Here is a 23,306-nt window from a genome sequence, read left to right as displayed (position 1 = left end):
GCGGGGGTGCCGGCGAACTCGGTGGCACCCCCGCGCCCCCAGGGTGGTCAGCCCATGACCTCGTGCAGGCAGAGCACGTTGCCCTCGGAGTCGTTGAACCAGGCCGCGCGCTCGTTGCCCAGCTCGGCGATGTGGTTCACCGTCTTCAGGCCGTCCATCTCGAAGTCCTGGAACCGCACGCCGCGGTCTTCCAGGGCTCTGACCTCGGCCGGCAGGTCGCCGACTTCGAAGCTCAGCGCTGTGTTCTCGCTCTGGGTGCCCGCCGGCATCGGGCGGAGGCCGATCGCGCCGCCGGCCGCCGCGAAGTAGAGGGTTCCGTCCTCGCCGCGACCCGTCTGCTTCAGGCCGAGGGAGTCCGCGTAGAAGTGGCCGGCGCGTTCACTGTCGGTCACCGGGAGCATCGTCGTGATGGTCGATTCGGTCAGCATGGTGTTCATGGTGCGCCACCACACGTATCGGGCGTGACCTCGACTTTTTCAACGCTCGGCGTTGAACGCGCGCAGTGTCCGCATGGCTTCGGCCAGTGCCGGGGCGTCGTCACCGAGCGGGGTCAGCACGATGCGGCGCAGAATGCCCGCCGCCGCCGCGCGGGCCTTGTTCGCGACCTCCAGGCCGTGGTCGGTCAGCGACGCGAACGTCACGCGGCGATCGTCGGGGCTCGGGATCCGGCAGATCAGGTCGGCCGCGACCAGGCGGTCGGCCACCTTCGTGAAGCCGCCGCTGGACAGCGCCGCCTCCGTGGCCAGGCGGGTCATCGGCATCCGGTGCTCGGGCGAGCGCACGAGCCGCAGCAGGATGTCGAACGACGCGGGCGCGAGCCCGAAGCGGTCGGCGATCTCGCCCATCAGCCTGTCCTGGGTGGCCAGGTAACCCTCGATGACCAGGCCCCACCAGGTGACGATCTCGTCGTCGTCGGTGTCCACGGACCGCACTTTACCGCAACACCTCGCCGGAATACTTCTTCCAAGTAAGACTTCAGCGCATTTGTACGAAGCGTATGCCGGACCTCCCTACGATCGGCCGATGACTAACGAGGCACTACAGCGTGCTACCAAACTGCTGGACGCCGTCATCCTCGCCGACGGGCACAACGACCTGCCGTGGGAGCTGCGGCAGCACGGTGGCCCGAACCCGGTCGAGGCGGTCGCGTCCCTCGACCTGACCGTGCGGCAGCCCGCTCTGCACACCGACTTCCCGAAGCTCGCCGACGGGAAGCTCGGCATGCAGTTCTGGTCGGTGTACGTGCCCTGCGAGTTCGAAGGCCACAGTGCCGTGACCGCCGTCCTGGAACAGGTGGAAGTCGTCCACCAGCTGGTCGAGCGCTACCCCGACCGGCTCCGGCTGGTCACCACCGCGGACGAGGCCGAGGCCGCGTTCGCCGACGGCCGGATCGCGTCGCTGCTCGGCGCGGAGGGCGGGCACAGCATCGCCGAGTCCATCGGCGTGCTGCGGATCCTGCGCCGCCTCGGCGTCCGCTACATGACGCTCACCCACAACTTCAACACCACCTGGGCCGACGCGGGCACCGACGAGCCCGCCCACGGCGGCCTCACCGAGTTCGGCCGCGACGTCGTGCGCGAGATGAACAAGATCGGGATGATGGTCGACCTGTCGCACGTCGCGCCGTCGACGATGCGGGCGGCGATCGAGATCAGCTCGGTGCCGGTGATCTTCAGCCACTCCTCCTGCATCGCGGTGAACGACCACCCCCGCAACATCCCCGACGACGTCCTCGCCCTGCTGCCCGGCAACGGCGGCGTCGCGATGATCACCTTCGTGCCGGCGTTCGTCTCGCCGAAGGTCGCCGCCTGGAACGAGCGGCTCGAGGCGGCGATGGACGCGGCCGGGCTGGAGTACCGGAACCTGACGCTGCGCGGGAAGTTCGTCAAGGAGTGGGACGGCCCGCCGAAGCCGCTGGCGACCGTCGAGGACGTCGTCGCGCACGTCGAGCACGCGCGGGAGGTCGCCGGCATCGACCACATCGGCATCGGTGGCGACTACGACGGCGTCGGCGCGCTGCCGGAGGGGCTGGAGGACACGTCCAAGTACCCGGTGTTGTTCGCGGCACTGCTCGAGCGCGGGTGGGGTGAGGACGACTGCGCGAAGCTGGCCGGCAAGAACACCCTCCGCGTCCTGCGGGAGGTCGACGGCTTCGCCCGTTAGGGGGTTTGAGGCAGCGCTCCCCGTGCGCCGGACGGACACTGGGCACATGACGCACGCGCGCGGGGGCGCGGCCGACCGCCCCACCGGTCCCACCCACCACGAACTGCCCAGGAGTGGCGACCCCGGCCGCCGCGAGCCGGGCGGGCCCGAGGTGCCCGAGGGCGCCCTCGAACCCGCCGAGCTGCGGGCGGGTGACGTCCGGCCCGGCGCCGAAGAGGTCGCGCCGGTGCGGCCGGCGCCCGCCAAACCGGGCAAGGCCCGGCCGACGCGGATCAGCGGCACCTGGGTCGCGGTCATCGCCGGCCTGCTCGTGCTGGTCGTGCTGCTGATCTTCATCCTGCAGAACCTCGACCCGGCGACCGTGCGCTTCTTCGGCGCCGAAGGCAGCCTGCCGCTGGCCATCGCGATGCTGTTCTCGGCGATCGGCGGCGCGGCACTGGTCGCGCTGATCGGCGGGGCGCGGATCCTGCAGCTGCGGAAGCAGGCGCGCCGCCGCTAGCCCAGGGCGGGCAGGACGTCCGTGGCGACGGTGTCGAGCACGCCCTCGTCACCCGCGAACGGGCCGTCGCGGCGCGGCCACGGCGCCAGGACGTCGGTGAACCCCAGTTCCGCGGCGCGGCCCAGGAAGTCGCGGTAGACCTCGACGCTCGCCAGGCTGAACACCGGGGCGGCGTCGGTCTGGAGGAAGCGGCGGACCTCGGCCGGATCGCGGTTCTCGGCGGCCAGCGCGTCGTCGAACCGGGCCGACAGCTCGGCCAGCGACTTCCACCACCCCGCCAGGCTGTCCTGGATGGCGCCGATGGTGACCCAGCCCTGGCCGTGCCGGGCGGTCAGCGCCATGGCCTTCGGGCCGTTCGCGGCCAGCACGAACGGGGTGCGCGGACGCTGGACGCAGCCGGGAGCGGTGCGGGCGTCCACGGTCGTGTAGTACTCGCCGGTGTAGTCGGCCTTTCCCGTGGTCAGCAGTGTGTCGAACAGCTCCACGAACTCCTGGTACCGCTTCGCCGGGCTCGCGGCCTTCGTGGTGCCGCCGAAGACGTCCACGTCGTAGCCGTCCACCCCGCCGGCGCCCAGGCCCACCGTCAACCGGCCGTCCGACAGGTCGTCCAGCGCCGTGACGTCCTGCACGAACGGCAGCGGGTGCCGGAAGTTCGGCGACGCCACCATGAAGCCCAGCTCGATCCGCGACGTCGCGAGCGCCGCCGCGCTCAACGTCGGCACCGAGCCGAACCACGGCTCGCCGACCAGCGGTCCCCAGCCCAGGTGGTCGAACGTCCACGCGTGGGCGAAGCCGTACGCCTCCGCCGCCTGCCAGCGCGGCTTCGCCTCGGCCCAGCGGTACTCCGGAAGGATGGTGATCCCGGCCCTCATCGCTCTTCTCCTCCGTGTCGGTCCGACACGATGATCGAAGTCATCTCGAGCACCTGCGCGCAAACGTTTTCTTCCCCGGTCGTCTTCACCCGGCTCAGGTCCGCCGCGTTGCGCGTGCAGAGCCGCCAGAAGGTGTCCAGGTCCGTCGTCACGGTGGCCAGTGGCGTCCGTGACGACGGTGCGCCGCGGTCGAGGACCCAGCCGTCGCGCTCGCGGCGGGCGTGCCACTTGCCCTGGCCGGTCACCGTGTAGCCGACCTGCTTGCCGACGCGGGCGTCGACGTCACGCAGGGTGTGCGGCAGCGCTCGCACGAACGTGTCGGCGATCGGCTCGGCGTACTCGTCCTCCAGCGGCGTGTGCTCCAGGGCTTCGCGGATCTGGACGTGGTGGACCCAGAACTCGGAATAGTCGCGGGCCGCGTCCAGCCAGCGCGGCGCGGGCTCGGCGCCGGCCCAGCTCACCGGCTCGCCGAGCTCGTCGAGGTCCTGCCCGGCCCAGTACTCGGTCGTCTGGCCCATGAACTCGTACAGCATCGTGAGCAGGACGTCCGTCGAGAGCCGGCGGCACGCGACGACCCACTCCTCGTTGATCCGGTCGAGGAACCGGGGGAACGGCTCACCCGGACGGGGGGCTTCGGCGGTGTGGTTGTCCCGGCCGCGCGACAGCCGGCCGACCTTGTCACCCAGCAGGTGGGCGGCGACGTCCTTGACCGTCCAGCCCGTGCACATCGTCGGCCGCGTCCAGTCTTCCTCGGTGAGCGCGCCGAGCAGCGTCATCAGGGCCTGTTCTTCTTTGGAGAAGTACGGGAGGACGTCGATCGGCGGGCCCCAGCGCGTCGGACTCATGTGGCCATCCAAACAGCTCCATTCGGCCTACCCGCAGGTAGCATCACCCCGTAAGCAGAGGGGAGTCCGCGGGTGAACGCAGAGCGACCGAACGGCCGGGGTGCCACCGACGACGTGGCCGACCTGGCCCGCCGCGCCGGTCAGCTGGCGGGCTGGGCCGCGCGCACCGGCTTCGCGCTCGGCCGCAAGCTCCCCGGCGTCGAAACCGCCGAACGCAGCGTGCGGCAGGTGGAGCGCCAGCTGCTGACGGAGCTGCGCCGCCGGCTCGACGAGGTCGACGACCCGTACCACGCGGCGCTCACCGCGGCGTCGGCGATGCACCGCCCCGCTGCCGTCGAGGCCACGGTGACGCTCGTGCCGGCGCGCGACAACCACGCCGAGCCGCTGCGCGCGGCGATGGCCGAGCTGCTCAACCACTCCATCGGCTTCGGCCGCGAGCGCGCCCGCGAGTACTTCTACGCGATCATCCTGCGCCAGCTGACGCCGGACGAGGCCCGCATCCTGTCCGCGCTGTCCGACGGCTCGCCGTTCCCCGCGGTCGACGTCGTCGAGCGGACCGGCCTCGGCGGCAACGGCCGGGTCGTGCTGCGCAACGCCTCGACGGTCGGCAAGGCGGCCGGGGTGTCGCTGCCCGACCAGGTGCCCGGCTACGTCACCCGGCTGATCGGGCTCGGCCTGGTCGACCTCGACGAAGAGGTGCCGTCGCTGGAGACGCAGTACGAGATCCTGCTGACCGACGAGACCGTGCGCGAGGCGGAGAAGCACGTCCGGCGCGCGAAGTTCGTCCGGCGGACGATCCACGTCTCGCGCCTCGGCGCGCAGTTCTGGCAGGCCTGCGACCCGAGCTTGGGTTAGCGGGATGGGGGCCTTCCTCAGCGGCATCCTCGCCGACTTCGCGCAGCACTGGCCCCTCTACGTCTCGATCCCGGTCGTCGCGGCGCTGATCGGCTACGGCACGAAGCTCGTGGCGATCCGGATGATGTTCCAGCCGGTGGAGTTCATCGGCGTCAAGCCGTTCCTGGGCTGGCAGGGCATCGTGCCGAAGCGCGCGGCGCGGATGGCGAGCATCGCCTGCGACACGATGACCGAGCAGCTGATCAAGCCGGCCGAGGTCGTCGCGCGGCTGGACGCCGGCCGGATCGCGAAAGAAATCGAGAAACCGCTGCTGGCCGGCGTCGAGGACATCGTCCGCGAGGTGGCGGCGCACTACCAGCCGGGGCTGTGGGAGTCGCTGCCGGTGCGCGTGCAGCGGCTGGTGATCGAGCGCGTCCAGCACGAGTCGCCGCGGATGGTCGCGGCCGTGCTCGACCTGATCAAGTCCGATGTGGACAGTGTCTTTGACTTGAAGGGCATGGTGGTCACCAGCCTGGTCAAGGACAAGCGGCTGCTGAACCGCATCTTCCAGGAGGCGGGCGCACAGGAGTTCAAGTTCATCGCCCGGTCGGGCCTGGTGTTCGGCGGCGCGATCGGCGTGATCCAGATGGTGGCGTGGGTGCTGTTCAAGTTCCCGCCGATCATGCCGGTCTTCGGCCTGTTCACCGGCTGGTTCACCGACTGGCTCGCGCTGCGGATGATCTTCTACCCGATCGAGCCCCGGCGCTATTTCGGCATCCAGTGGCAGGGCCTGTTCCTGAAGCGGCGCGCGGAGGTCGCGGAGGCGTACGGGTCGCTGATCGCGAAGGAGATCATCACCCCGCACAACGTGATCGAGGCGATCCTGCACGGGCCGCTGTCGGACCGGGTGCTGGCGCTGATCCAGCGTCAGCTCGACCGCGAGCTGGGCAGCGTCGCGAAGCCGTTGCTGGTGTTCGCGGTGGGCAGCCGCAAGTACCAGGACATGAAGCTGGCGATCTCGTCCCAGATCATGTCGCGCCTGCCGGAGACGATGCGGTACATCGAGGACTACGCCACGGACGCGATGGACATCCGGAACGTCCTGGTGTCGAAGATGAAGCAGCTGTCACCGAAGGAGTTCGAGCGGCTGCTGCGGCCGGCTTTCGAGCAGGACGAGTGGATTTTGATCGCCACGGGGGCGGTGCTGGGCTTCGCGGTCGGTGAGGCACAGGTGCTGATCCTGGAACACCTGGCGGCCTGAGTCAGCTGAGGCGGTCGGCAACTTCCTCCCAGCGCGGCGGAGAGTCGCTGTCGAGCGACACCGCGACGATCAGACGACCGAAGACGTCGGCCTGGACGCGATCAGCGGACCTTTCCGGATCGGTCCGGCGCTCCCGTATTCGCTGTTGCAACGTGGTAGAGGGCTCTTCGGGGAGAACTCCGAGGAAAAGCTGTGTCGTCGACGCTCCCAGCAAGTCTGCCGAAACCCAATCCCCTCGGACCTGGGCGCCGTCCAGCACCTGCTCCGGGCCTCCGGCGGGTGCTGTTTCGTAGAGGTTGTCGACAGTGCCAGTGAAGTTGACTGACAGGCTCATTCCGGAGTCGTAGTCGTCCGCAACCGCGCGAATCCTCCGTTGTTCAGATGGGCGACTGATATCGGGTTGCTCGACACCCAGTCCTGACTCGTGGACATCGGAAGGACCGGGTGGCTGTTCTGGGCGCGTCGGCCCATTCCCCGAAACGGGTGGTTCGGGTTGAATAGGTGGCGGCGATGGCGCGGGCCGTCGTTGCGCCGGCGGTGGGAACACGACGTCGAATAAGTCAACGCTCAGGCCCGTTCCGCCGAGGTAAGTCCAGGCCATCGTCACGGGGTGATAGGTGTGGCGCTGTGACCATCCGAGAATCTTGTCGAGCCGCTTTCGTTGCGCTGCCAGTGGCTTAAGGAGCGGCGATGGTCGCGTCGACCGTCCGCGGGCCTCGCCGGCCACGCCCTTCTCGGCTCCTGCTGGATCGCGAAAGAGCAAGTCCGGGCGAACGCCAACCTTCTGGTACGCGGGCAAGAGGTCCTTCGGCAAGGCATCGAAGTGCTCAAGGTGATCGTGATCACCCGTCCATTGGTAGAAGTCTCGCATGGTCGCGGTCAGCATGCCCATTCCGACCGACTCGACGACAAAAGCACTGATGTGCCGCGCAGCTGATTTCAGGTCGTCTCGCCGCGCGGTGACCATTCCGAAGCGAGGGGTGTCGAGGAAACTGAGCACGAGGTTCAACTCGTGTTGCTTGACTCGATACGCCAAGGGGCGGCCGAGAGGTGCAGCGAGCGCGTTGACCTCCAGGAGTTCGGGCACCCAGATCGACATTGACGTCAGGTCATCTACTTCGACTTGATCGACGATGAGTTCGCCGGCTGCGTTGTAGCCAGTGGTGCAGCGAAAGACCCGCAGGTCCGCGGTAGGCATCTGCAGAATGTAGTCCAGCAGGGATCACTGTTGGGCGAGATAGGTCGACTGTATCGCCGGTTAGGCGAAGTCGAACACCTGCCGCGCCTCGGCGACCTTCGACCGGTGCTTCGCCGCCCACGCCGACAGGGCGTGCAGTGGCTCGTCCAGCTCCGCCGCGTGCGGGGGCATCGTGTACTCGACGCGCGGTGGGACCCCCGGGTAGACCTTCCGCCTCACCAGGCTGTTCCGCTCCGCCGTTCCCGCTGTGGTACGCGCCGACATGCGCGTGTTCAACGCGTTCGACCTGACCATGCACGTCGAGCAGTTCGGCAAGGTGGTCGTCACCACGGGCGGCTGAGCGGGCGAACAAGACCACCCGAACGGCCGTACCCGCGGACGTATCCAGGCCGGCCCGTCCCGCCTCTACTCTGCGTCGGAAGACGGGAGCATCCCATGGACGGGACAGCGGAACCGTGGCAGCAGGAAATCCGCCTCGCGATGACCATGGTCGGCGGGGCCAGCCTGGCCATCTGGATGGGTGGGGTCGCCACCGAGACGTCGCAGCTGCTGCGGGAGTCACGCCGGGAGACGCCGCCCGGGCTCTACCGGAAGCTGCTCGACCTCCTCCGCGCGAGCGTCTCGATCGACGTCCTCACCGGGACCAGTGCCGGCGGGATCAACGCCGCCTGCCTTGGGCTGGCCGAAGCCTTCCGGTCGACGCCGCAGGTCCTGCGGAACACCTGGATCTCGACCGGCTCGCTGGAAAACCTCGTCCGCGACGCCAAGGAAGCGCAGCCGCGGTCGGTGCTCGACGGTGACCGCGTGCTGCTCGGCGACGTCGAGAAAGCGCTGCGGCAGATCACCGCGGACGGGACTCCGCCGAAGGACGAGCCCGACGTCACCGTGCTGCTCACCGGCACCATGATCGACGGGGAGACCACCCGGTTCGACGACGCGCTCGGGAACCTGGTGCGGGACACCGAACACCGGATGCTCTTCCGGTTCTGTGGTCCACTGTGGACCGTCGGAGTGGAGGGGCCGCTCGCGCTGGCGGCCCGCTCCACCGCGTCCTTCCCCGGCGCGTTCGAGCTGTCGCGGATGCCGATCGGCGCCGGCGGCGCCGACCGGCTGCACCCCGACATGACCCCGTACACCGAACTGACCCGCTCGCACTGGCTGACCGACGGCGGCGTGCTGCTCAACAAGCCGCTGCGGCCCGCGCTGCGCGAGATCTTCGAGCGGAGCTCGCACGCCGACGTCCGGCGGCTGCTGCTCTACGTCGTGCCGACCGGGGAAGGCGAAACCGACGCCGTCGGCTGCGATCCGGCGGACCCGCCGCTGCTGTCGAACGCGATGGCCAAGGTCGTCAACACCGTGATGAGCCAGTCGATCAGCGCCGAGCTGGACGACCTGACCCGGCACAACGACGCCGTGCTCCGCGCGCGCGACACCCGCGTCTCGCTGGCCGCGCTGGGCCTGCGCGGCGGGCCGGAACACCTGGTCGACGCCCGGATCGCCGCCGCGTACCGCGAGCGCCGGACCGCCGAGGACGCCGCCGAGCTGGTGCGGGTCGCCGCGCGCCGGTACGCGCTGGCCGAACCCGGCACCCAGTGGGCGTCCGGCCTGTCGCGGCGGCTGCGGGACATCGCCGTGGCGGGTCTCCGCGGTGACATCCCGGCCACGCCGCCCGCCGCGCGCGTGCCGGTCGCCGACCTGGTCGCCTACCGGACGACCGCGCTCGACGACGCCGTCGCGATCGGCCTGCAGCTGATCAACGCCGGCTTCCGCCTGCAGGGCGACGCCACGCGGGCGCAGGAACTCAACGCCGCGCGCGAAAAGCTGCACCAGGCCCGCAAGACCGCCGGCCGGGGCAAGCGGCTGGGACAGTGGGTCACCGAGCACGCCGGGCCCGGCGGCCGCTCGCTGGAGACGTGGATCGGGGCACTCGCCCGGGAGTGGGTCGAGCCGGCCAAGACGGCCGCCGTCGCCGACGCGTGGCCGCTGCTGGTCGAGGGGCTGCGGTCCGCGGCACCGGTGTTGCGGACGCTGGCCGAAGCCGCGCCGGAGAAGGCGGAAGCCGTCACCACGCTGCTCGACTGGCTGGCCCTGGGGCCGGACGGCGCGAGCGGCGACGACGTCCTCCAGGCACGGCTGCTCACCCTGCACGTGGCGACGCGCGGCCTGCTCGCGCAGGCGCCGTCGGTCGACCAGCGGGTCGACCTCGTGCAGGTCAGCGCCGACTCGCGGACGCTGCTCGACATGACGCGCCGCCGGTCGTGGGACAAGCTGACCGGCATGCAGGCGAGCTACTTCGGCGCCTTCTACAAGGCGTCGTGGCGGGCCAGCGACTGGATGTGGGGCCGGATCGACGGCGCCGGCTGGCTGGTCCAGTGCCTGCTCGACCCGGTCCGCCTCGCAACGCTGCGGGACATCGTCGGGCGGGACCGGTTCCGCGACGAGCTCGTCGCCTCGCTCAAGCCCGGCTGGCGCACGCCGGACGAGCGCGACCGCTGCACGCCGGACGAGGCCGAACAGCTGCGCGACCAGCTGACGGCCGAACTCGCCTTCCTCGGCCTCGACGCCGATCTCGGCCCGGTGGACAAGCCGGACGCCGAACGCCCGGTCAGCATGCCGGTGACGGCCATGGTGCTGGCCCGGGCGCGGCAGGCCGAGATCGCCGCGGAGGAACTGCCGGTCGTCACCCTCGCGGCGCACTACGACGCCGACGACCGCACGGACATCGGCGAGGCGCTGGCCGAGGAGCTGCCGCCCGTCGCCGTCGACGCCGCACAGGCCCGGTTCCAGGCCTGCCGGGTCTCGGACGAGAAGTTCGCCGGCGAGCAGGGCACCGCGCGGCTGACCAGGACGCTCGTCGCGCTCGGCGCGGCCACGGTCAACGCCGGGACGGTCGCGTTCCGGCTGCCCGGCGGCTGGCCGCGGACCGTCGCGGGCCTGCTGCGGACGGTCGCCAGGAGCACGGCGAGGGTCTCGCAGGGCGCGTCCCGGCTCGGCACCGCGGGTTCGCTCGCGGCCGGCGTGCTGGCGCTGCTGGCCGGGCTGGTGATCGGCAACAACGGCGCCGGGATCCTGCAGTGGGTCGGCCTCCCCGTCCTCGCGGGCGCGGCCGTCTACCTGGCGACGGCGCTGCTCACGTCGGGCCACAAGGTGCGCTGGCTGTTCGTCGCGCTCGGGGCGCTGGTCGTGGCGGCCCTGCTGCTGGCGGCGTTCCTGCCGCCGCTCGCCCGGCCGTTCTTCGGCTGGCTCGGTGACGTCGTGGCCGGCTGGCGCCGCGGCGAGGGCGCGGTGTGGTGGCTGGTGGTCTCCGGGCTGCTGATCCTGCCCGCTGTCGCGACCCCGGTGAGCAGCCTCGTGCGCCGGCTCGGCCACCGCCGCGCCCGGACTCGCGAGGCGAAGGGCGTCGTGCTCGCGGTGGCCGGGCGCGCGCCCCGGAAGAAGACGGCGGAGCGCAGCCGGGCGGCGAGTTCGCACTGAGCGTTTCCGGCCCGTCGCCTTGCGATCACGGGCCGGAAGGTTCATGGTGCGGGTAGGTCGCGGGCCGTGGGCCCGCGTCCCGAGCGCGCGTGTGCCCCGGCACCGTCCACTTCAAACATGTTTGTGTGACTGCTCACCGGGTACATCGCGTCGCCGCAGGTCATCGCGGGGGTCGTGAGCTGCGTCGCTGGCAGGCGGAAAATTCTCTGTTACGTTTCCTGAGTATGTCCGTAACGCACTTGATCGAATCCCCGACCAAGTCGGACGGCGCGGAGCTGTGGCGAATCGCGCGTGATTCCGCCAAGCTCGATCTCAACTCGCCGTACGCATACATGCTGTGGTGCCGCGATTTCGCCGAGACATCGGTGGTCGCGCGTGAGGACGGCAGAGCGGTCGGATTCGTCATCGCCTACCGCAGGCCGGACGCACCGGATTCGGCGCTGGTCTGGCAGGTCGCGGTCGATGCCTCCCAGCGCGGAAAGGGCCTGGCCGGGGCGCTGCTCGACGCGCTCTACACGCGGCTGGTCGCCGACGGCGTGCGTTACCTCGAGACCACGATCACCCCGGACAACGAGGCGTCCATCCGGCTGTTCACGTCGTTCGCGAAGCGGTGGAACGCCGCGGTGGAAACCAGTGTGCTGTTCGGCGGCGAGGATTTCCCCGAAGCCGGGCACCTGCCGGAAGAGCTTTACCGCATCGGTCCGCTGACAGTGCCGACGAATCCGGGCGTTTAGGAGCGAAAGAAACACATGAGCATCTTCGAAGAGCTCGAATCCGAAGTCCGCAGCTACAGCCGCGGCTGGCCGGTCGTGTTCGACCGCGCCCAGGGCAGCTGGCTGCACGACGAGAGCGGGAAGCCCTATCTGGACTTCTTCGCCGGGGCCGGCGCGCTGAACTACGGGCACAACAACCCGCAGCTGAAGCAGGCCCTCATCGACTACATCCAGCGCGACGGCGTCACCCACGCCCTGGACATGTTCACCGTGGCCAAGCGCGACTTCCTGCAGACCTTCCGCGACAAGGTCCTCGACCCGCGCGGGTACGGCTACAAGGTCGTGTTCCCCGGGCCGGGCGGCGCGAACGCCGTCGAGGCCGCGCTGAAGCTGGCGCGCAAGGTGACCGGCAAGGAAGCGGTCATCAACTTCACCAACGCCTTCCACGGCATGACGCTGGGCGCGCTGTCGGTCACCGGCAACTCGATGAAGCGCGGCGGCGCCGGCGTCCCGCTGGTGCACGCCACCCCGATGCCGTACGACAAGTACTTCGACGGCGCGATGCCGGACTTCCTCTACTTCGAGAAGCTCCTCGAAGACTCCGGCAGCGGGCTCAACGAGCCGGCCGCGGTCATCGTCGAGGGCGTGCAGGGCGAGGGCGGCATCAACGCCGCGCGCCTGGAGTGGCTGAAGGGCCTCGACGACCTCTGCAAGCGCCACAACATCCTGCTGATCCTCGACGACGTCCAGATGGGCTGCGGCCGCACCGGCCCGTTCTTCTCCTTCGAGGACGCCGGGATCACGCCGGACATCGTCTGCCTGTCGAAGTCCATCAGCGGCTACGGCATCCCGATGGCGCTGACGCTCATCAAGCCGGAGCTCGACGTCTGGGAGCCGGGCGAGCACAACGGCACCTTCCGCGGGATCAGCCCGGCGTTCGTCACCGCCAAGGAAGCGATCGACGTCTACTGGAGCGACGACGCGCTCGAGAAGTCGACCAAGGCGAAGGGCGAGCGCATCGCGAGCGCGTTCAGCGGCATCGTCGAGGCCTACCCCGAGGCGAACCTGATCGCGAAGGGCCGCGGCCTCGCGCGTGGCATCGAGTTCGGCAGCGGCGACCTGGCCGGCCGGGTCTGCGCGGAAGCGTTCGCGCGCGGCCTGCTGATGGAAACCTCCGGCCCCGACGGCGAAGTCATGAAGCTGCTGCCGCCGCTGACGCTGACCGACGACGAGCTGACGCAGGGCCTGTCGATCATCGACGAGTCCGTCAAGGCCGTCCTGACCAAGTAAGGGAGTTCGCCCGTGCTCGTCCGCACGCTCGACGAGATCACCGACACCGACGCCGACATCAAGACCGAGAACTGGCGCAGCAAGCGGATCATCCTCGCCAAGGAGGGCGTCGGCTTCTCGGTGCACGAGACCACGCTCTACGCGGGGACGGTCAACGACTTCTGGTACGCCAACCACATCGAGGCGGTGTTCATCACCTCCGGTGAGGGCGAGATCGAGGACTTGGCCACCGGCAAGGTCTACGAGCTCAAGCCCGGCACGCTCTACCTGCTCAACGACCACGACAAGCACCAGGTCCGGCCGAAGACCGAGATCAAGTGCGTGTGCGTGTTCAACCCCCCGGTGACCGGTCGCGAGGTGCACGACGAGAACGGCGTGTACCCGCTCATCACCGAGGAATCCTGAGCCGAGGAAACAGGAGGCGAAGCCCGTGACGCTGACGGACACCCGGGTCGACGACGGATACCCGACCCGGATCACCGGTACGCCGGCCCACCTGCCGCGCGTGCACCCCACGGTGTGGGGTACCGAAGCCGACGGCCCGATCGACGCCGCCACGCTGGCGAACCACGAGACCAAGGGCTACACCGTGGTCGAGGACATGCTTTCCGTCGGGGAGGTCCAGACGTACTGGCAGGAGCTGGTGCGGCTGTCCTCCGACAAGGAGCTGGCCCGCGACGAGCGCGTGATCGCCGAGGCGAAGACCGGTGAGGTCCGGTCGATCTTCGACGTCCACGAGATCTCCGGGCTGATCGCCGAGCTGGTGCGCGACCCGCGCGTGCTGGACCGGGCCCGGCAGCTGCTCGGCTCCGAGGTGTACATCCACCAGAGCCGCGTCAACTACATGCCCGGCTTCAAGGGCACCGGGTTCTACTGGCACTCGGACTTCGAGACCTGGCACGCGGAGGACGGCATGCCGTCGCCGCGCGCGGTCAGCTGCTCCATCGCGCTGACCGACAACTACCCGTTCAACGGCGGCCTGATGATCATGCCGGGTTCGCACCGGACGTTCGTCCAGTGCGCGGGCGAGACGCCGGACGACAACTACAAGAGCTCGCTCAAGGACCAGCGCGTGGGCGTGCCGAGCGAGGACGACATCACGAAGATGGCGGCCGAGCACGGCATCGACCAGTTCACCGGCCAGGCGGGCTCGGCGCTGTGGTTCGACTCGAACATCATGCACGGCTCGGGGAACAACATCACGCCGTACCCGCGCTCGAACATCTTCCTGGTGTTCAACAGCGTGGAGAACGCCCTGCAGGAGCCGTTCGCGGCGAGCACCCCGCGGCCGGCGTTCATCGCGGGCCGGGATTCGACGCCGATCACGCGCTGACGTTCGCGGGCCCGGGGTTCCGCCGCGCGGGAGGCGCGCGGCGGGGCTCCGGGCTTTCCGTGTCGGAAAAGGCTATTCCGGACATGATCCGACCCGCCGGTGACCGGCCCGCTGCGGCCTGTTACGGTGTCGCCACCGTGCGGGTGTGTGGCCCGCGCAACACGTCTTCGCGGACGGCCGGCGGCGGGTACTTCGCTCGGGGTGAGCTCACCTGCCCGGTTGCCCTCGGTGGCGGACGGGCGGACCGGCCCCCTGGCGGCCCGGCCGGGAGTTCTCCAGGACCCCGCACCACCGGATCGGGACCGGTGGTGCGGGGTCCTGTCACGTCCGGCCCGGTCCGACGTCATGAACGACTCTTTCCTGACATCGGACGCACTGAACGACTCTTTCATGACATCGCAGGCCCGCCGGACCCCCGCTGCGGAATCCGCAGCGCCCCCGATTTGTCCTGGTCCCGGCCCGGTGGGGCGGTATTCGCTCGCCGGTGACCACGGTAGGTTGACTTCTCCGGCGAGGGCGACGCCGGGACACCGTGGACCCGGGGAGGTGGGCGCGCGCATGGCCCCGACCCGTCTCCAGCTGCTCGGGCCCGTCCAGCTCTTCCACGGCGACGACCCCGTCCCGATCGGCGGGCCCGGCGTCCGCGGCCTGCTCGCGCTGCTGGCGCTGCGGCCCGGCAAGGTCGTCGGGCTCGACGAGATCATCGACGCGCTCTGGGGGCACGACCCGCCGGCGACCGCCCGCACCATCGTCCACGGCAACGTCTCCCACCTCCGGCGGATCCTGCGCGACCTCGACGGCCCGCGCATCCTCACCACCCCGCCGGGTTACCGGCTGGACGTCGAGCCCGACCGGATCGACGTCCACCGGGCGCGCACGCTGCTCGACCGCGCGTCGGTGGCCACGCCCGAGGTCGCCGCCGCGCTGCTCGCCGAAGCGCTCGCGCTCTGGCAGGGACCCGCGCTGGGCGGGGTGCCCGACTCCCTGCGGGCCCCCGAGCTGGAGGACCTCCGCCGCGCCGTGCACGGCGCCCGCGTCGACGCCGACCTCGAGCTCGGCCGGCACGCGGAGCTGATCGTCGAGCTCAGCCCGATCGTCCGGGCCGACCCGCTGGCCGAGCGCACCGCCGGCCAGCTGATGCGGGCCCTCTACCACGCCGGGCGCCGCGGGGACGCGCTCGAGCTGTACCGGACCGTCTCGCGCGCGACGCTGCGCACCCTCGGCGTCGAGCCCGGCGCCGAGCTGCGCTGGCTGCACGAACGCGTCCTCAACGACGACCTCCCGGCACTTTCACGTGAAAGTGCCCACCTGGGGCCGGCACTTTTACGTGAAAGTGCCGGGAGTGTGCCGTCGCAGCTGCCCGCGGCGGTGCCCAGCCTGGCCGGGCGCGCCGACGAACTCGACTGGCTCGACGGCCTGGTGACCAGGGCCGAAGCCGGGCAGACGACGATCGCCGTCGTCACCGGCACCGCCGGGGTCGGCAAGAGCACGCTGGTCGTGTGGTGGGCGCACCGGGTCGCGCCGCGGTTCCCCGACGGCGTCCTGTTCGCGTCGCTGCGCGGGTTCGACCCGCACCACCCGCCGCTGGAGCCGGCCGAGCTGCTCACCCAGTTCCTGCTCGGCCTCGGCGTCGAAACCGCGAAGATCCCGGAGCTGCTGCACGAACGCGTCGCCCTCTACCGGTCGCTGATCGCCGGGCGGCGGATGCTGGTGCTGCTCGACGACGCCCGCACCGCCGAGCAGGTGCGCCCGCTGCTGCCGCCGAGCGCGCGGACGATGACGGTGGTGACCAGCCGCTCGCGGCTCGACGGGCTCGCCGTCTCGAACGCGGCCAAGCAGCGCGTGCTGGGCACGCTCGCCCCCGACGACGCCGTGCGGCTCATCGAGGAGCTCGCCGGTCCGGCGAGCCTCAACCACGCCCTCGCGCGGCTCTGCGGCTACCTCCCCCTCGCCCTGCGGATCGCCGGCGCGCGGCTCTCGGCGAGCGCGCAGCGGACCGCGGAGGAACTGGTCGACGAACTCGGCAACGAACGCACCCGGCTCGCCGGCCTGCAGGTCGACGGCGCCGACGACAGCGTCCGCGCGGCGTTCGACGTCTCCTTCCGCGGCCTGCCCGGCGAAGTCGCCGAGACGTTCCTGCAGCTCGGCGCGGTGCCCGGCGTGCTGGTCGGGCCGCACGTGATGGCCGCGGCCGCGCAGATCCCGGTGGCCGAGGCCCGGCGGCGGCTGCGCGCGCTGGCCGCGCACAACCTCATCGCCGAGACCGAGCGCGACGTCTTCGTGCCGCACGACCTCGTCTGGCTGTACCTGCGTGAACTCGCGGAGCAGGAACTCGGCGAGAAGGAGCGCGAGGAGGCGCTCGGCTGGATGGTCCGCTACTACCAGGCGGTCGCCGACCGGGCGCGGCGCCTGCTGGGGCGCGTCGCCGACCCGCTCGACTTCTCCCACGTCCTCGCCGCCGACGCGATGCCGCCGCTCACCGGCGTCGCCGAGGCACAGGACTGGTTCGCGGCCGAGTGGCCGAACCTCCTGGCGGTCCTCGACGCCGCGTACGCCGCGGGCCGCCACGACGACGTCTGGCGGCTGGCCAGGCTGGCGCACACCTACCGCGTCGCGTGCCCGCTGCTGGACGAGTGGACGCGGATGGCCGACCTCGGCGTCGCCGCCGCCCAAGCCGCGGGCGCTGTCGAGGGGCAGTGCTGGCTGCTGCTCGCGCGGTGCGAGATCGCGTTGACGTTCGAGCTGCCCGGCTTCGGGCTCGCCGACGCCGAACGGGCGGCGGAGCTGTCCGCCGCGTCGGCCGACCGGCGGCTGCGCACGTCGGTCGACCTGCACCTCGGGCGCGCGCTGAGCAGGCTCGGCGACCACGAGAAGGCCATCGAACGGCTGGCCGCGGCGGTCGCGAACGCCCCGGACGTCGCCCTGCGCGGGCAGGCGCTCGGCAGCAGCGCGCAGGCGGCGAAACGGGCGGGCCGGCCGGCCGAGGCGATCGCCCACCAGCGGGCCGGCCTGCGGATCGACCGCGAACTGGGCGACGACGACCAGGTCGTCGTCTCGCTGGACAAGCTGGCCGAGCTCAGCCTGCGGGCCGGCGACCTCGAGGCGGCCGAGCGGTACGTCTGGGAGGCGATCGACCTGGCGATCAGCCGCGGGTTCCTCGCCAGGGAAGGCACCCTGCGGCTGACGCTGGGCCGGGTGCTGCGGGCCGGTGGCGACATCGACGGGGCACGGGAACAACTGGCGTTGTCGGTGCGCATTTACGAGCGCGTGCACCCGAAGCTCGTCGGCGAGGTCCGCACCGAACTCGCCGATCTGCAGTGACACTTTCCGGCGCTTTCGCCGTTCGGCGAATATCGTTGCGAATGGGTCACGACGGGGCCCGCGCGCTGAATCCTTAGTGGATTCTTAGTGGGCGCGGGCGCCGTCCGCGTAGGTTCGGCGGTGCCGGTGGAGCCCTAGGGGAGGGGCAGGCTGAGACGCCGGCGCCAGGCCCCGCAGCGGAAAACCGCGGTGGGGCCAGGAGCCGCCAGGAGCGGCTCGTGGCGGCCCGGCCGGCCGACGTGGGGGTAGGCCGGCCGGTCGCCAGGCGGCTTCCGGTGCCTGTTCGGCGTCCGCTCGGAGCGTGTCAGCCGACGTTCGCCGTGCAGAGCGCGATCGTCGTGCCGCTGTTTTCCGCGACCTTCTTGCCGTCGACCAGAATGGCGCAGCTGATTTCGTTGCTGACCGTCGCATTGCGGGTGTCCGCGGTGAGCGTCAGCAGGTAGGAGCCGTTGTTGTAGGAGGCCTGGCCCTCCCACGCGTCGGTGCTCGCGGGCGCGTTTTCGGTGCGCTGGTCGTTGAGGCTGCCGTAGCGCACGGTCGCGCCGCCGGCGGAGGTGATCTGGAAGGTCACGGTGTGCTTGTCGCCGGCCACCGCGGGCAGGTGCAGCCCGGACTCGCCGCCGCCGAGGAAGGTCGAGTACAGCAGCATCCCGGCCGACGTGAGCAGCGAGGCGGCCGTGACGGCGGTGGCGGTGATCGCCAGCCCGCGGTCGCCCGCGGCACCCTTCTTGACCTTGACCAGCCCGGCGATCGCCAGGACGAGCCCGATCCCGCCCAGCGGCCACGCGACGAACTCGAGGTCCGGGACGAAGGTGACGGCCAGCGCGGCCACGCCGAGCAGCAGGCCGGCGATCGCCAGGATGTTCCGCGCGGGCCTCGCGTTGGCCTGACGACGCTCCGTAGCCGTCACCGGCGGCGCGGGACGGCCGTGGCGCGCGGTGGCCGGCGGGTACTGCGGGTCGGTCATCATGCGAACCCCTTCGGGTGGGAGTGCGACGACGTTAACCCATAAGTGTGGCCCAGAACGAAATTGTTACATTCCGGAAAAAGTCATTGTCCCACCATTTGTGGGCGGGTATCGATATTTCCTGACATGATGGGCATGACGTGGCCCGGTGATCAATGGGAAGAATATCGGAGTTCCCACTGTTTTCGTGGCCGTTCGGCCCACGACGACCGTCGGTACCAGCGTTCAAGACGAAAGTCGCATAACGGACTTTTCAGTCGAAAAGGCTCACTTCCGGTGTGATTTCGAGGAGTTCGAAGACGGGCCGCCCGCGGCGGCCGTCGATCGTCGTCGTGCGCACGACGCGCAGCCGGGCCGTCACCGGGCGGTCGAGGTTCTCCTTGATCTGGTCGAGCAGGTCAGGGGCCACCGCGCCCTGGATCGTGCCGCCCGACTCGCGGTCGAGGTAGAAGATGCGCCGCCGGGTGCGGACGCCGTCGAGCCGCCCGCGCACCGTCTCGTAGCCGACCTCCTCGCGGGACTCGCGGAGGCTGCCCTGCAGGATCCGCGCCTGCTCGGTGGTCATGCTGCGGGTGACCTGCTCACCCGCGGTCGGCGTCAGCGCCATCCCGATGCCGGCGTTCTTCGCGACGGCGTTGACGATGTCGCTCACCGCGTTGCGGACGGTGTCGCGCTGCAGCAGCACGGCGTCGAGCGCGCCGTCGTCCGAGCCGTTCGCCGGCAGGAAGTCGCAGAGCTCCTTGACCGCGCGCTCGGACAGCGTCTCGATGCCGTCGACGATCAGGGCGTCGTCGGCCAGCGGCTCCGGGAAGCCGAAGAAGATCGCGTTGCCCGCCTGGCCGCGCTGGATCAGCGGCGCCTTGTCGCGGTCGGTCTGCTGGACCTGGGTGACCTCGCCGGAGGGGTTCCGGATGATGTGCCCGATCTTCGCCGTCGCGTCCTGCAGGGCGCGGCTGATGTCGGAGAAGGTGTAGGCGTCGATGGTCTGCTCGCCGATCACCGAGACGTGCAGCAGCGGCGAGCGGGACGTCCGCTCGAACTTGGCGTTGGCCGCCATCGCCGAGGCGCGGGCCAGGTCGTCGAGCCACGTGCCGCCGGGGATCTCGTCGGCGATGCGCCGGAACTCGTTCCTCACCAGATCATCTCCGGGTAGCCCCTGCCGCCTTCGGCCCAGACCTCGGCCCACACGTCTTCGTCGCCGGGGCGGCACAGGAAGCCGTCCAGCATCCCGCCGACCGGCTGCACCTGGTCGAGGTACATCGCCGGCTGCCCGACGATCACGCCGCGCAGGGTGAGCAGGCCGTAGAGCGCCGACCGGCCGGCGTCGTCGAGCCGCTTGAGCGCGCCCCACTCGTCCGGGATGAGGACGACGTCGAGGCCGCGCGGCGGGTGGGCGGTCCGGGTGATGAGCTCGCCGCCGATCCAGGCGCGGCCGGACGGGATGATCCGCCGGGCGACGCCGAGGTAGCTGTTGAGCGCGCTGAACAGGATCTCGCGTTCGTTCTGGTGCGGGGCGTCGAACACCAGGCGTTCGTAGACGTCGGCGAGGTCACCGGCGTGCCGGCCCGGCGGCAGGACCTGCTGCGACGTCCAATGGGGGAGAGCCACTCCACCCCCTCCTCAGGCCTCGCTCACAGTGCGTAGCCGAACTTACCAGGATGGGTGTCAGCCACCGCGCCCAGGCTGGTGCGGCCACTGCGGGGCCTCTTCGGCCTGCGGCCAGGCGGGCTCTTCTTCGGTGGGCCAGTCCTCGGCGTCCGTCCCGCGCTGCGGCGGTAGCGGCAGGTGCCCTTCGCGGTGGCCGGCTTCTTCGTCGTCCGCGTCGTCGTGGGGCTCGGCATGCCTTTCCGGGGCGTGCTGCGCCCAGGCGGCGGGGATGAACTGCGTCTGCTCGGTCGAGAGCGGCGGCGGTGGCTCGTACAGGGCTTCTTCGGGTTCTTCCGCGGGCGCGGGCTCGGCCTTGGGCCGCTGGGTGGCGCGCAGCACGAGCCACGAGGTCAGCGCGCCCAGGCCGAAGGCGACGATCAGCCACAGCCAGATCTGCCCGAACAGCCAGAACATCAGCTCATCACCCCTCAAACGACCGTGATCTCGACACGGCGGTCTTCTTCGCCGCCGGTGGCCGGCCGGGTGTCGCCCAGCCCCCGGTACGTCACGCGCTTGGCCGCCAGCCCGTTGGCGGTGAGGATCCGCGCGACGGCCCGCGCGCGGTCCCGGGAGAGCTTCAGCGCGGCGCTTTCCCCGCCCGGCCCCCGCGCGACGTGCCCGGTGACCCGGAACCGGAAGCCGGCGGGCGCCTTGGCGAGGGCGATGGCGACGCTGCGCGCGGCCTGTTCGCCTTCGGGGGTGAGGTTCGCGGTGTCGGGCTCGAAGGCAATGGGCGACTCGGTCAGCATCCGGTCGATCTCGGCCTGCACGCCGGCCTTGTCGGTGGGCGGCGGAGCGGTGGTGCTGGTGGTCGGGGGCGGGCTCGTGGTCGTCGGCGTGCTGGGGGTGGAGGTGGGGCTCGGTGCCACGGGGATGACATCACCGGTGATCTTGGCGGCGCGGACGCCGTCGACGTTTTGCACGATTTCGAGGGCCCGCAGCGCTTGACCGGGCGGGAAGCCGCTGAGGGTGGCGTCCCGGCCGTCGAAGCGCACGTCCCCGGTGGGCAGGCCGGCCTGGAAGAGCGCGGCCTGGGCCCGGCCGGCGAGGTCGCGTTCGATGGAGCCGGACCGAGTCCAGGTGGCGACCCCCGCGAGCAGCGCTGTGACCAGCACCGCAACCGGGACCACGAGGATCCAGCGCTGACGCATAAGGGGACTGTAAGCCGGGTGTGGCGGGTTGGCGACCTGAATCCGGGTGGTAGTCCACAAGTTGTCCCCAGGCGAGTCGACATGTGGACAACTCGGGGGTTCGTGATCGGTTGGGCACTTTCTGTCGGGGGTGGGCGGTAGGGTGGAGACGGGTGGTTCCCCCAGGGAGGGTGGGCCAGGTCCGGGGCGGTTTTGGGCGCGCGGAAAGCCCAGTTTTCCCCCGACCGGTGGCCGCAATGGCGGCTCCGCAGTTGCGCTGAAGGGCCAGCTCGGCCGATCTGCGGCCGCGATGCCGGCTCCGCAGTTGCGCTGAAGCCCAGCCCGGCCGACCCGCGGCAGCACCGAGAACTCGACCCGAGCCCCGACCGGCGGCCGTGCAAGCCGAGCCCGACCTCGAGCCGGCGGCCGCGCCGAAAGTTCAGCCGAAGCCAGCTCAGGCGGCCCCGCTGCCGCGCCGACGAGGGCAGGCAGCGGCGACCGCGCCGAAGCCCAACCCAAGCCAGCTCAGCCGGGCCCGCGGCCGCGCCGAAAAGCCCGGCCCGAGCTCAGCCCGAGCCCGCAGCAGCAACGAAAGCCCACCCCGGCAACCCGCCAAAAGCCCCGGCAACCCGACACCCCCGCCCCGGCAACCCCGCCAAAAGCAGCTCCCCAAGAAAATCAGCTCGCCTGCTGCTGCCGAGCACCCTCCGTCACATCAAGCACATCCAACGGCACCAGCGGCGCCAGCTGTGGCCGCTTGGGCGACAACCCGTCCCCCATCGACTCGCCCCGCAGTTGCCTCCGGATCCACGGCAGCAGGTGCACCTTCGTCCACGTCAAGTCCGACCGCCGCGAGTCGAGCCAGCGGCTGGGGTGGTCCTCCAGGGGCCAGGGCTCGCGCCAATCCGACTCCAGGGGGATTCCCAGCACCTCCGCCGCCCTCAGGGCGATCCTGCGGTGGCCCTCCGGGGAAAAGTGGAGCCGGTCGTCGCTCCAGGCGCGGCGGTCGTGCAACGGTCCCATTGTCCAGAGGTCGACCATGCGGGCTCCGTGGCGCTCCGCTATCGCCCACAGGTTCGTGTTGTAGATCGCCACCTTGCCGCGCAGCACCGACATCACCGACAGCACCTTCGTGTCCGGGCCGTTGAACATCAGCACCGGGATGCCCGCCTCGCGCAGCTTCGCCACGCCCTCCTCCAGGCGCTCCGTCACCGCGTCCACGTCCGCCCCCGGGACGATGATGTCGTTGCCGCCCGCGCACAGCGTCACCAGGTCGGGCTTGAGCTCCAGGGCGATCGGCAGCTGCTCGTCCAGGATCTCGTCGAGCATCTTGCCCCGCAGGGCCAGGTTGGCGTACCGGAAGTCACTGCGGCCGGCCGCCAGCACCTCCGCGAGCCGGTCCGCCCAGCCCCGGAAGGAGCCGTCCGGCAGGTCGTCGTTGAGTCCCTCGGTGAAGCTGTCACCGAGGGCTACGTAGCTGTCGAATCCGTACACGTTGGGTCCCCTTCCCATCCTGCGACGACTCCTGCGACACCCCGACATGTAGTTGTACACCCTCAACTAACCATCGGCCGCAAACCCGCTCACCCCCGGGCGTTCAGCCTGCGGTAACAGTGTCTTATCTTGTCGGCCTTCCCCGCCTCTCTATTACGTGGTCTTCACCTCCCGCATGCCGTGAAACAGCACACTCGAAGGCATATCCGGCACCCGATGTGGCGAAAATCTCCCTGCCCGGGGCGTCCCGGACCGGATCCGGCAG

22 protein-coding genes are annotated in these 23,306 nt (G+C 70.7%); 10 read left to right on the top strand and 12 right to left on the bottom strand.

Going from position 1 to position 23,306, the window contains the following annotated elements:
- Window positions 1–47: 47 nt before the first annotated feature.
- Window positions 48–428, bottom strand: coding sequence for a VOC family protein (locus tag BLW76_RS45335; protein ID WP_091320691.1), 381 nt, complete (start codon window positions 426–428; stop codon window positions 48–50).
- Between the two features lie 48 nt (window positions 429–476).
- Complete coding sequence (locus BLW76_RS45330; protein WP_091320688.1) at window positions 477–923, bottom strand: MarR family winged helix-turn-helix transcriptional regulator; 447 nt, start codon at window positions 921–923, stop codon at window positions 477–479.
- A 100-nt stretch (window positions 924–1,023) separates the two neighbouring features.
- Here BLW76_RS45330 and BLW76_RS45325 point away from each other — a divergent pair, with 100 nt between their 5' ends.
- Together BLW76_RS45325 and BLW76_RS45320 are read left to right on the top strand one after the other, a co-directional pair.
- Window positions 1,024–2,163: a dipeptidase gene (locus tag BLW76_RS45325; protein WP_091318639.1), complete on the top strand. Its 1,140-nt coding sequence runs from the start codon at window positions 1,024–1,026 to the stop codon at window positions 2,161–2,163.
- Window positions 2,164–2,209: 46 nt separating this feature from the next.
- Entirely contained in the window at window positions 2,210–2,662 is a 453-nt protein-coding gene (locus BLW76_RS45320; RefSeq protein WP_091318637.1) for a LapA family protein, read from the top strand.
- Here BLW76_RS45320 and BLW76_RS45315 read toward each other — a convergent pair.
- Both BLW76_RS45315 and BLW76_RS45310 read right to left on the bottom strand, forming a co-directional pair.
- A complete protein-coding gene (locus BLW76_RS45315; protein WP_091318636.1) occupies window positions 2,659–3,534 on the bottom strand; it encodes an LLM class flavin-dependent oxidoreductase in 876 nt (291 codons plus the stop codon). The genes BLW76_RS45320 and BLW76_RS45315 overlap by 4 nt on opposite strands.
- On the bottom strand, window positions 3,531–4,379 hold the full coding sequence (locus BLW76_RS45310) for a maleylpyruvate isomerase family mycothiol-dependent enzyme (RefSeq protein ID WP_091318634.1): 849 nt from the start codon (window positions 4,377–4,379) through the stop codon (window positions 3,531–3,533). The genes BLW76_RS45315 and BLW76_RS45310 overlap by 4 nt, the downstream gene beginning before the upstream one ends.
- A gap of 72 nt (window positions 4,380–4,451) precedes the next feature.
- Here BLW76_RS45310 and BLW76_RS45305 point away from each other — a divergent pair, with 72 nt between their 5' ends.
- Together BLW76_RS45305 and BLW76_RS45300 are read left to right on the top strand one after the other, a co-directional pair.
- Complete coding sequence (locus tag BLW76_RS45305) at window positions 4,452–5,234, top strand: Abi-alpha family protein (protein ID WP_091318633.1); 783 nt, start codon at window positions 4,452–4,454, stop codon at window positions 5,232–5,234.
- Window positions 5,235–5,238: 4 nt separating this feature from the next.
- The gene (locus tag BLW76_RS45300; RefSeq protein ID WP_091318631.1) at window positions 5,239–6,474 is read left to right on the top strand and encodes a DUF445 domain-containing protein; all 1,236 of its coding nucleotides are present in this window, start codon (window positions 5,239–5,241) and stop codon (window positions 6,472–6,474) included.
- Window position 6,475: 1 nt separating this feature from the next.
- Here the strand turns inward: BLW76_RS45300 and BLW76_RS48245 are convergent, their stop codons facing one another.
- Together BLW76_RS48245 and BLW76_RS45290 are read right to left on the bottom strand one after the other, a co-directional pair.
- The gene (locus BLW76_RS48245) at window positions 6,476–7,672 is read right to left on the bottom strand and encodes a hypothetical protein (RefSeq protein ID WP_143060804.1); all 1,197 of its coding nucleotides are present in this window, start codon (window positions 7,670–7,672) and stop codon (window positions 6,476–6,478) included.
- 60 nt (window positions 7,673–7,732) lie between these two features.
- Complete coding sequence (locus tag BLW76_RS45290) at window positions 7,733–7,936, bottom strand: winged helix-turn-helix transcriptional regulator (protein WP_279627728.1); 204 nt, start codon at window positions 7,934–7,936, stop codon at window positions 7,733–7,735.
- Window positions 7,937–8,107: 171 nt separating this feature from the next.
- Between BLW76_RS45290 and BLW76_RS45285 the strand changes: the two genes are divergently transcribed.
- The 6 genes from BLW76_RS45285 to BLW76_RS45260 all read left to right on the top strand — a co-directional run bounded on the left by BLW76_RS45285 (window position 8,108) and on the right by BLW76_RS45260 (window position 17,803).
- Complete coding sequence (locus tag BLW76_RS45285) at window positions 8,108–11,146, top strand: patatin-like protein (protein WP_091318626.1); 3,039 nt, start codon at window positions 8,108–8,110, stop codon at window positions 11,144–11,146.
- A 206-nt stretch (window positions 11,147–11,352) separates the two neighbouring features.
- Window positions 11,353–11,880, top strand: coding sequence for a diaminobutyrate acetyltransferase (gene ectA / locus BLW76_RS45280; RefSeq protein ID WP_341866554.1), 528 nt, complete (start codon window positions 11,353–11,355; stop codon window positions 11,878–11,880).
- 15 nt (window positions 11,881–11,895) lie between these two features.
- A complete protein-coding gene (ectB, locus tag BLW76_RS45275; RefSeq protein ID WP_091318625.1) occupies window positions 11,896–13,149 on the top strand; it encodes a diaminobutyrate--2-oxoglutarate transaminase in 1,254 nt (417 codons plus the stop codon).
- 12 nt (window positions 13,150–13,161) lie between these two features.
- A complete protein-coding gene (locus tag BLW76_RS45270) occupies window positions 13,162–13,554 on the top strand; it encodes an ectoine synthase (RefSeq protein WP_091318623.1) in 393 nt (130 codons plus the stop codon).
- 25 nt (window positions 13,555–13,579) lie between these two features.
- Window positions 13,580–14,482 carry an ectoine hydroxylase gene (gene thpD / locus BLW76_RS45265; protein ID WP_091318622.1) on the top strand — a complete coding sequence of 301 codons (903 nt, stop codon included), beginning with the start codon at window positions 13,580–13,582 and terminating at the stop codon, window positions 14,480–14,482.
- A 558-nt stretch (window positions 14,483–15,040) separates the two neighbouring features.
- Complete coding sequence (locus tag BLW76_RS45260) at window positions 15,041–17,803, top strand: AfsR/SARP family transcriptional regulator (RefSeq protein ID WP_091318620.1); 2,763 nt, start codon at window positions 15,041–15,043, stop codon at window positions 17,801–17,803.
- A gap of 304 nt (window positions 17,804–18,107) precedes the next feature.
- Here the strand turns inward: BLW76_RS45260 and BLW76_RS45255 are convergent, their stop codons facing one another.
- From BLW76_RS45255 to BLW76_RS45230, 6 genes are all read right to left on the bottom strand, one after another.
- The gene (locus BLW76_RS45255; RefSeq protein WP_091318618.1) at window positions 18,108–18,773 is read right to left on the bottom strand and encodes a hypothetical protein; all 666 of its coding nucleotides are present in this window, start codon (window positions 18,771–18,773) and stop codon (window positions 18,108–18,110) included.
- Between the two features lie 250 nt (window positions 18,774–19,023).
- On the bottom strand, window positions 19,024–19,905 hold the full coding sequence (locus BLW76_RS45250; RefSeq protein WP_086852001.1) for a hypothetical protein: 882 nt from the start codon (window positions 19,903–19,905) through the stop codon (window positions 19,024–19,026).
- A complete protein-coding gene (locus tag BLW76_RS45245) occupies window positions 19,902–20,378 on the bottom strand; it encodes a DUF6932 family protein (RefSeq protein ID WP_091318616.1) in 477 nt (158 codons plus the stop codon). Before BLW76_RS45245 ends, BLW76_RS45250 begins: the two co-directional genes overlap by 4 nt.
- Before the next feature lie 57 nt (window positions 20,379–20,435).
- A complete protein-coding gene (locus BLW76_RS45240; protein ID WP_091318614.1) occupies window positions 20,436–20,831 on the bottom strand; it encodes a hypothetical protein in 396 nt (131 codons plus the stop codon).
- Between the two features lie 14 nt (window positions 20,832–20,845).
- Window positions 20,846–21,568: an OmpA family protein gene (locus tag BLW76_RS45235; RefSeq protein ID WP_244170623.1), complete on the bottom strand. Its 723-nt coding sequence runs from the start codon at window positions 21,566–21,568 to the stop codon at window positions 20,846–20,848.
- A 657-nt stretch (window positions 21,569–22,225) separates the two neighbouring features.
- A complete protein-coding gene (locus BLW76_RS45230; protein WP_091318613.1) occupies window positions 22,226–23,041 on the bottom strand; it encodes an SGNH/GDSL hydrolase family protein in 816 nt (271 codons plus the stop codon).
- Window positions 23,042–23,306: the final 265 nt, after the last annotated feature.

Source organism: Amycolatopsis tolypomycina, from assembly GCF_900105945.1.
GTDB lineage: Bacteria > Actinomycetota > Actinomycetes > Mycobacteriales > Pseudonocardiaceae > Amycolatopsis > Amycolatopsis tolypomycina.
Note: the sequence above shows the minus strand (reverse complement) of the source record. Positions and strands in the feature narration are given on the sequence as shown.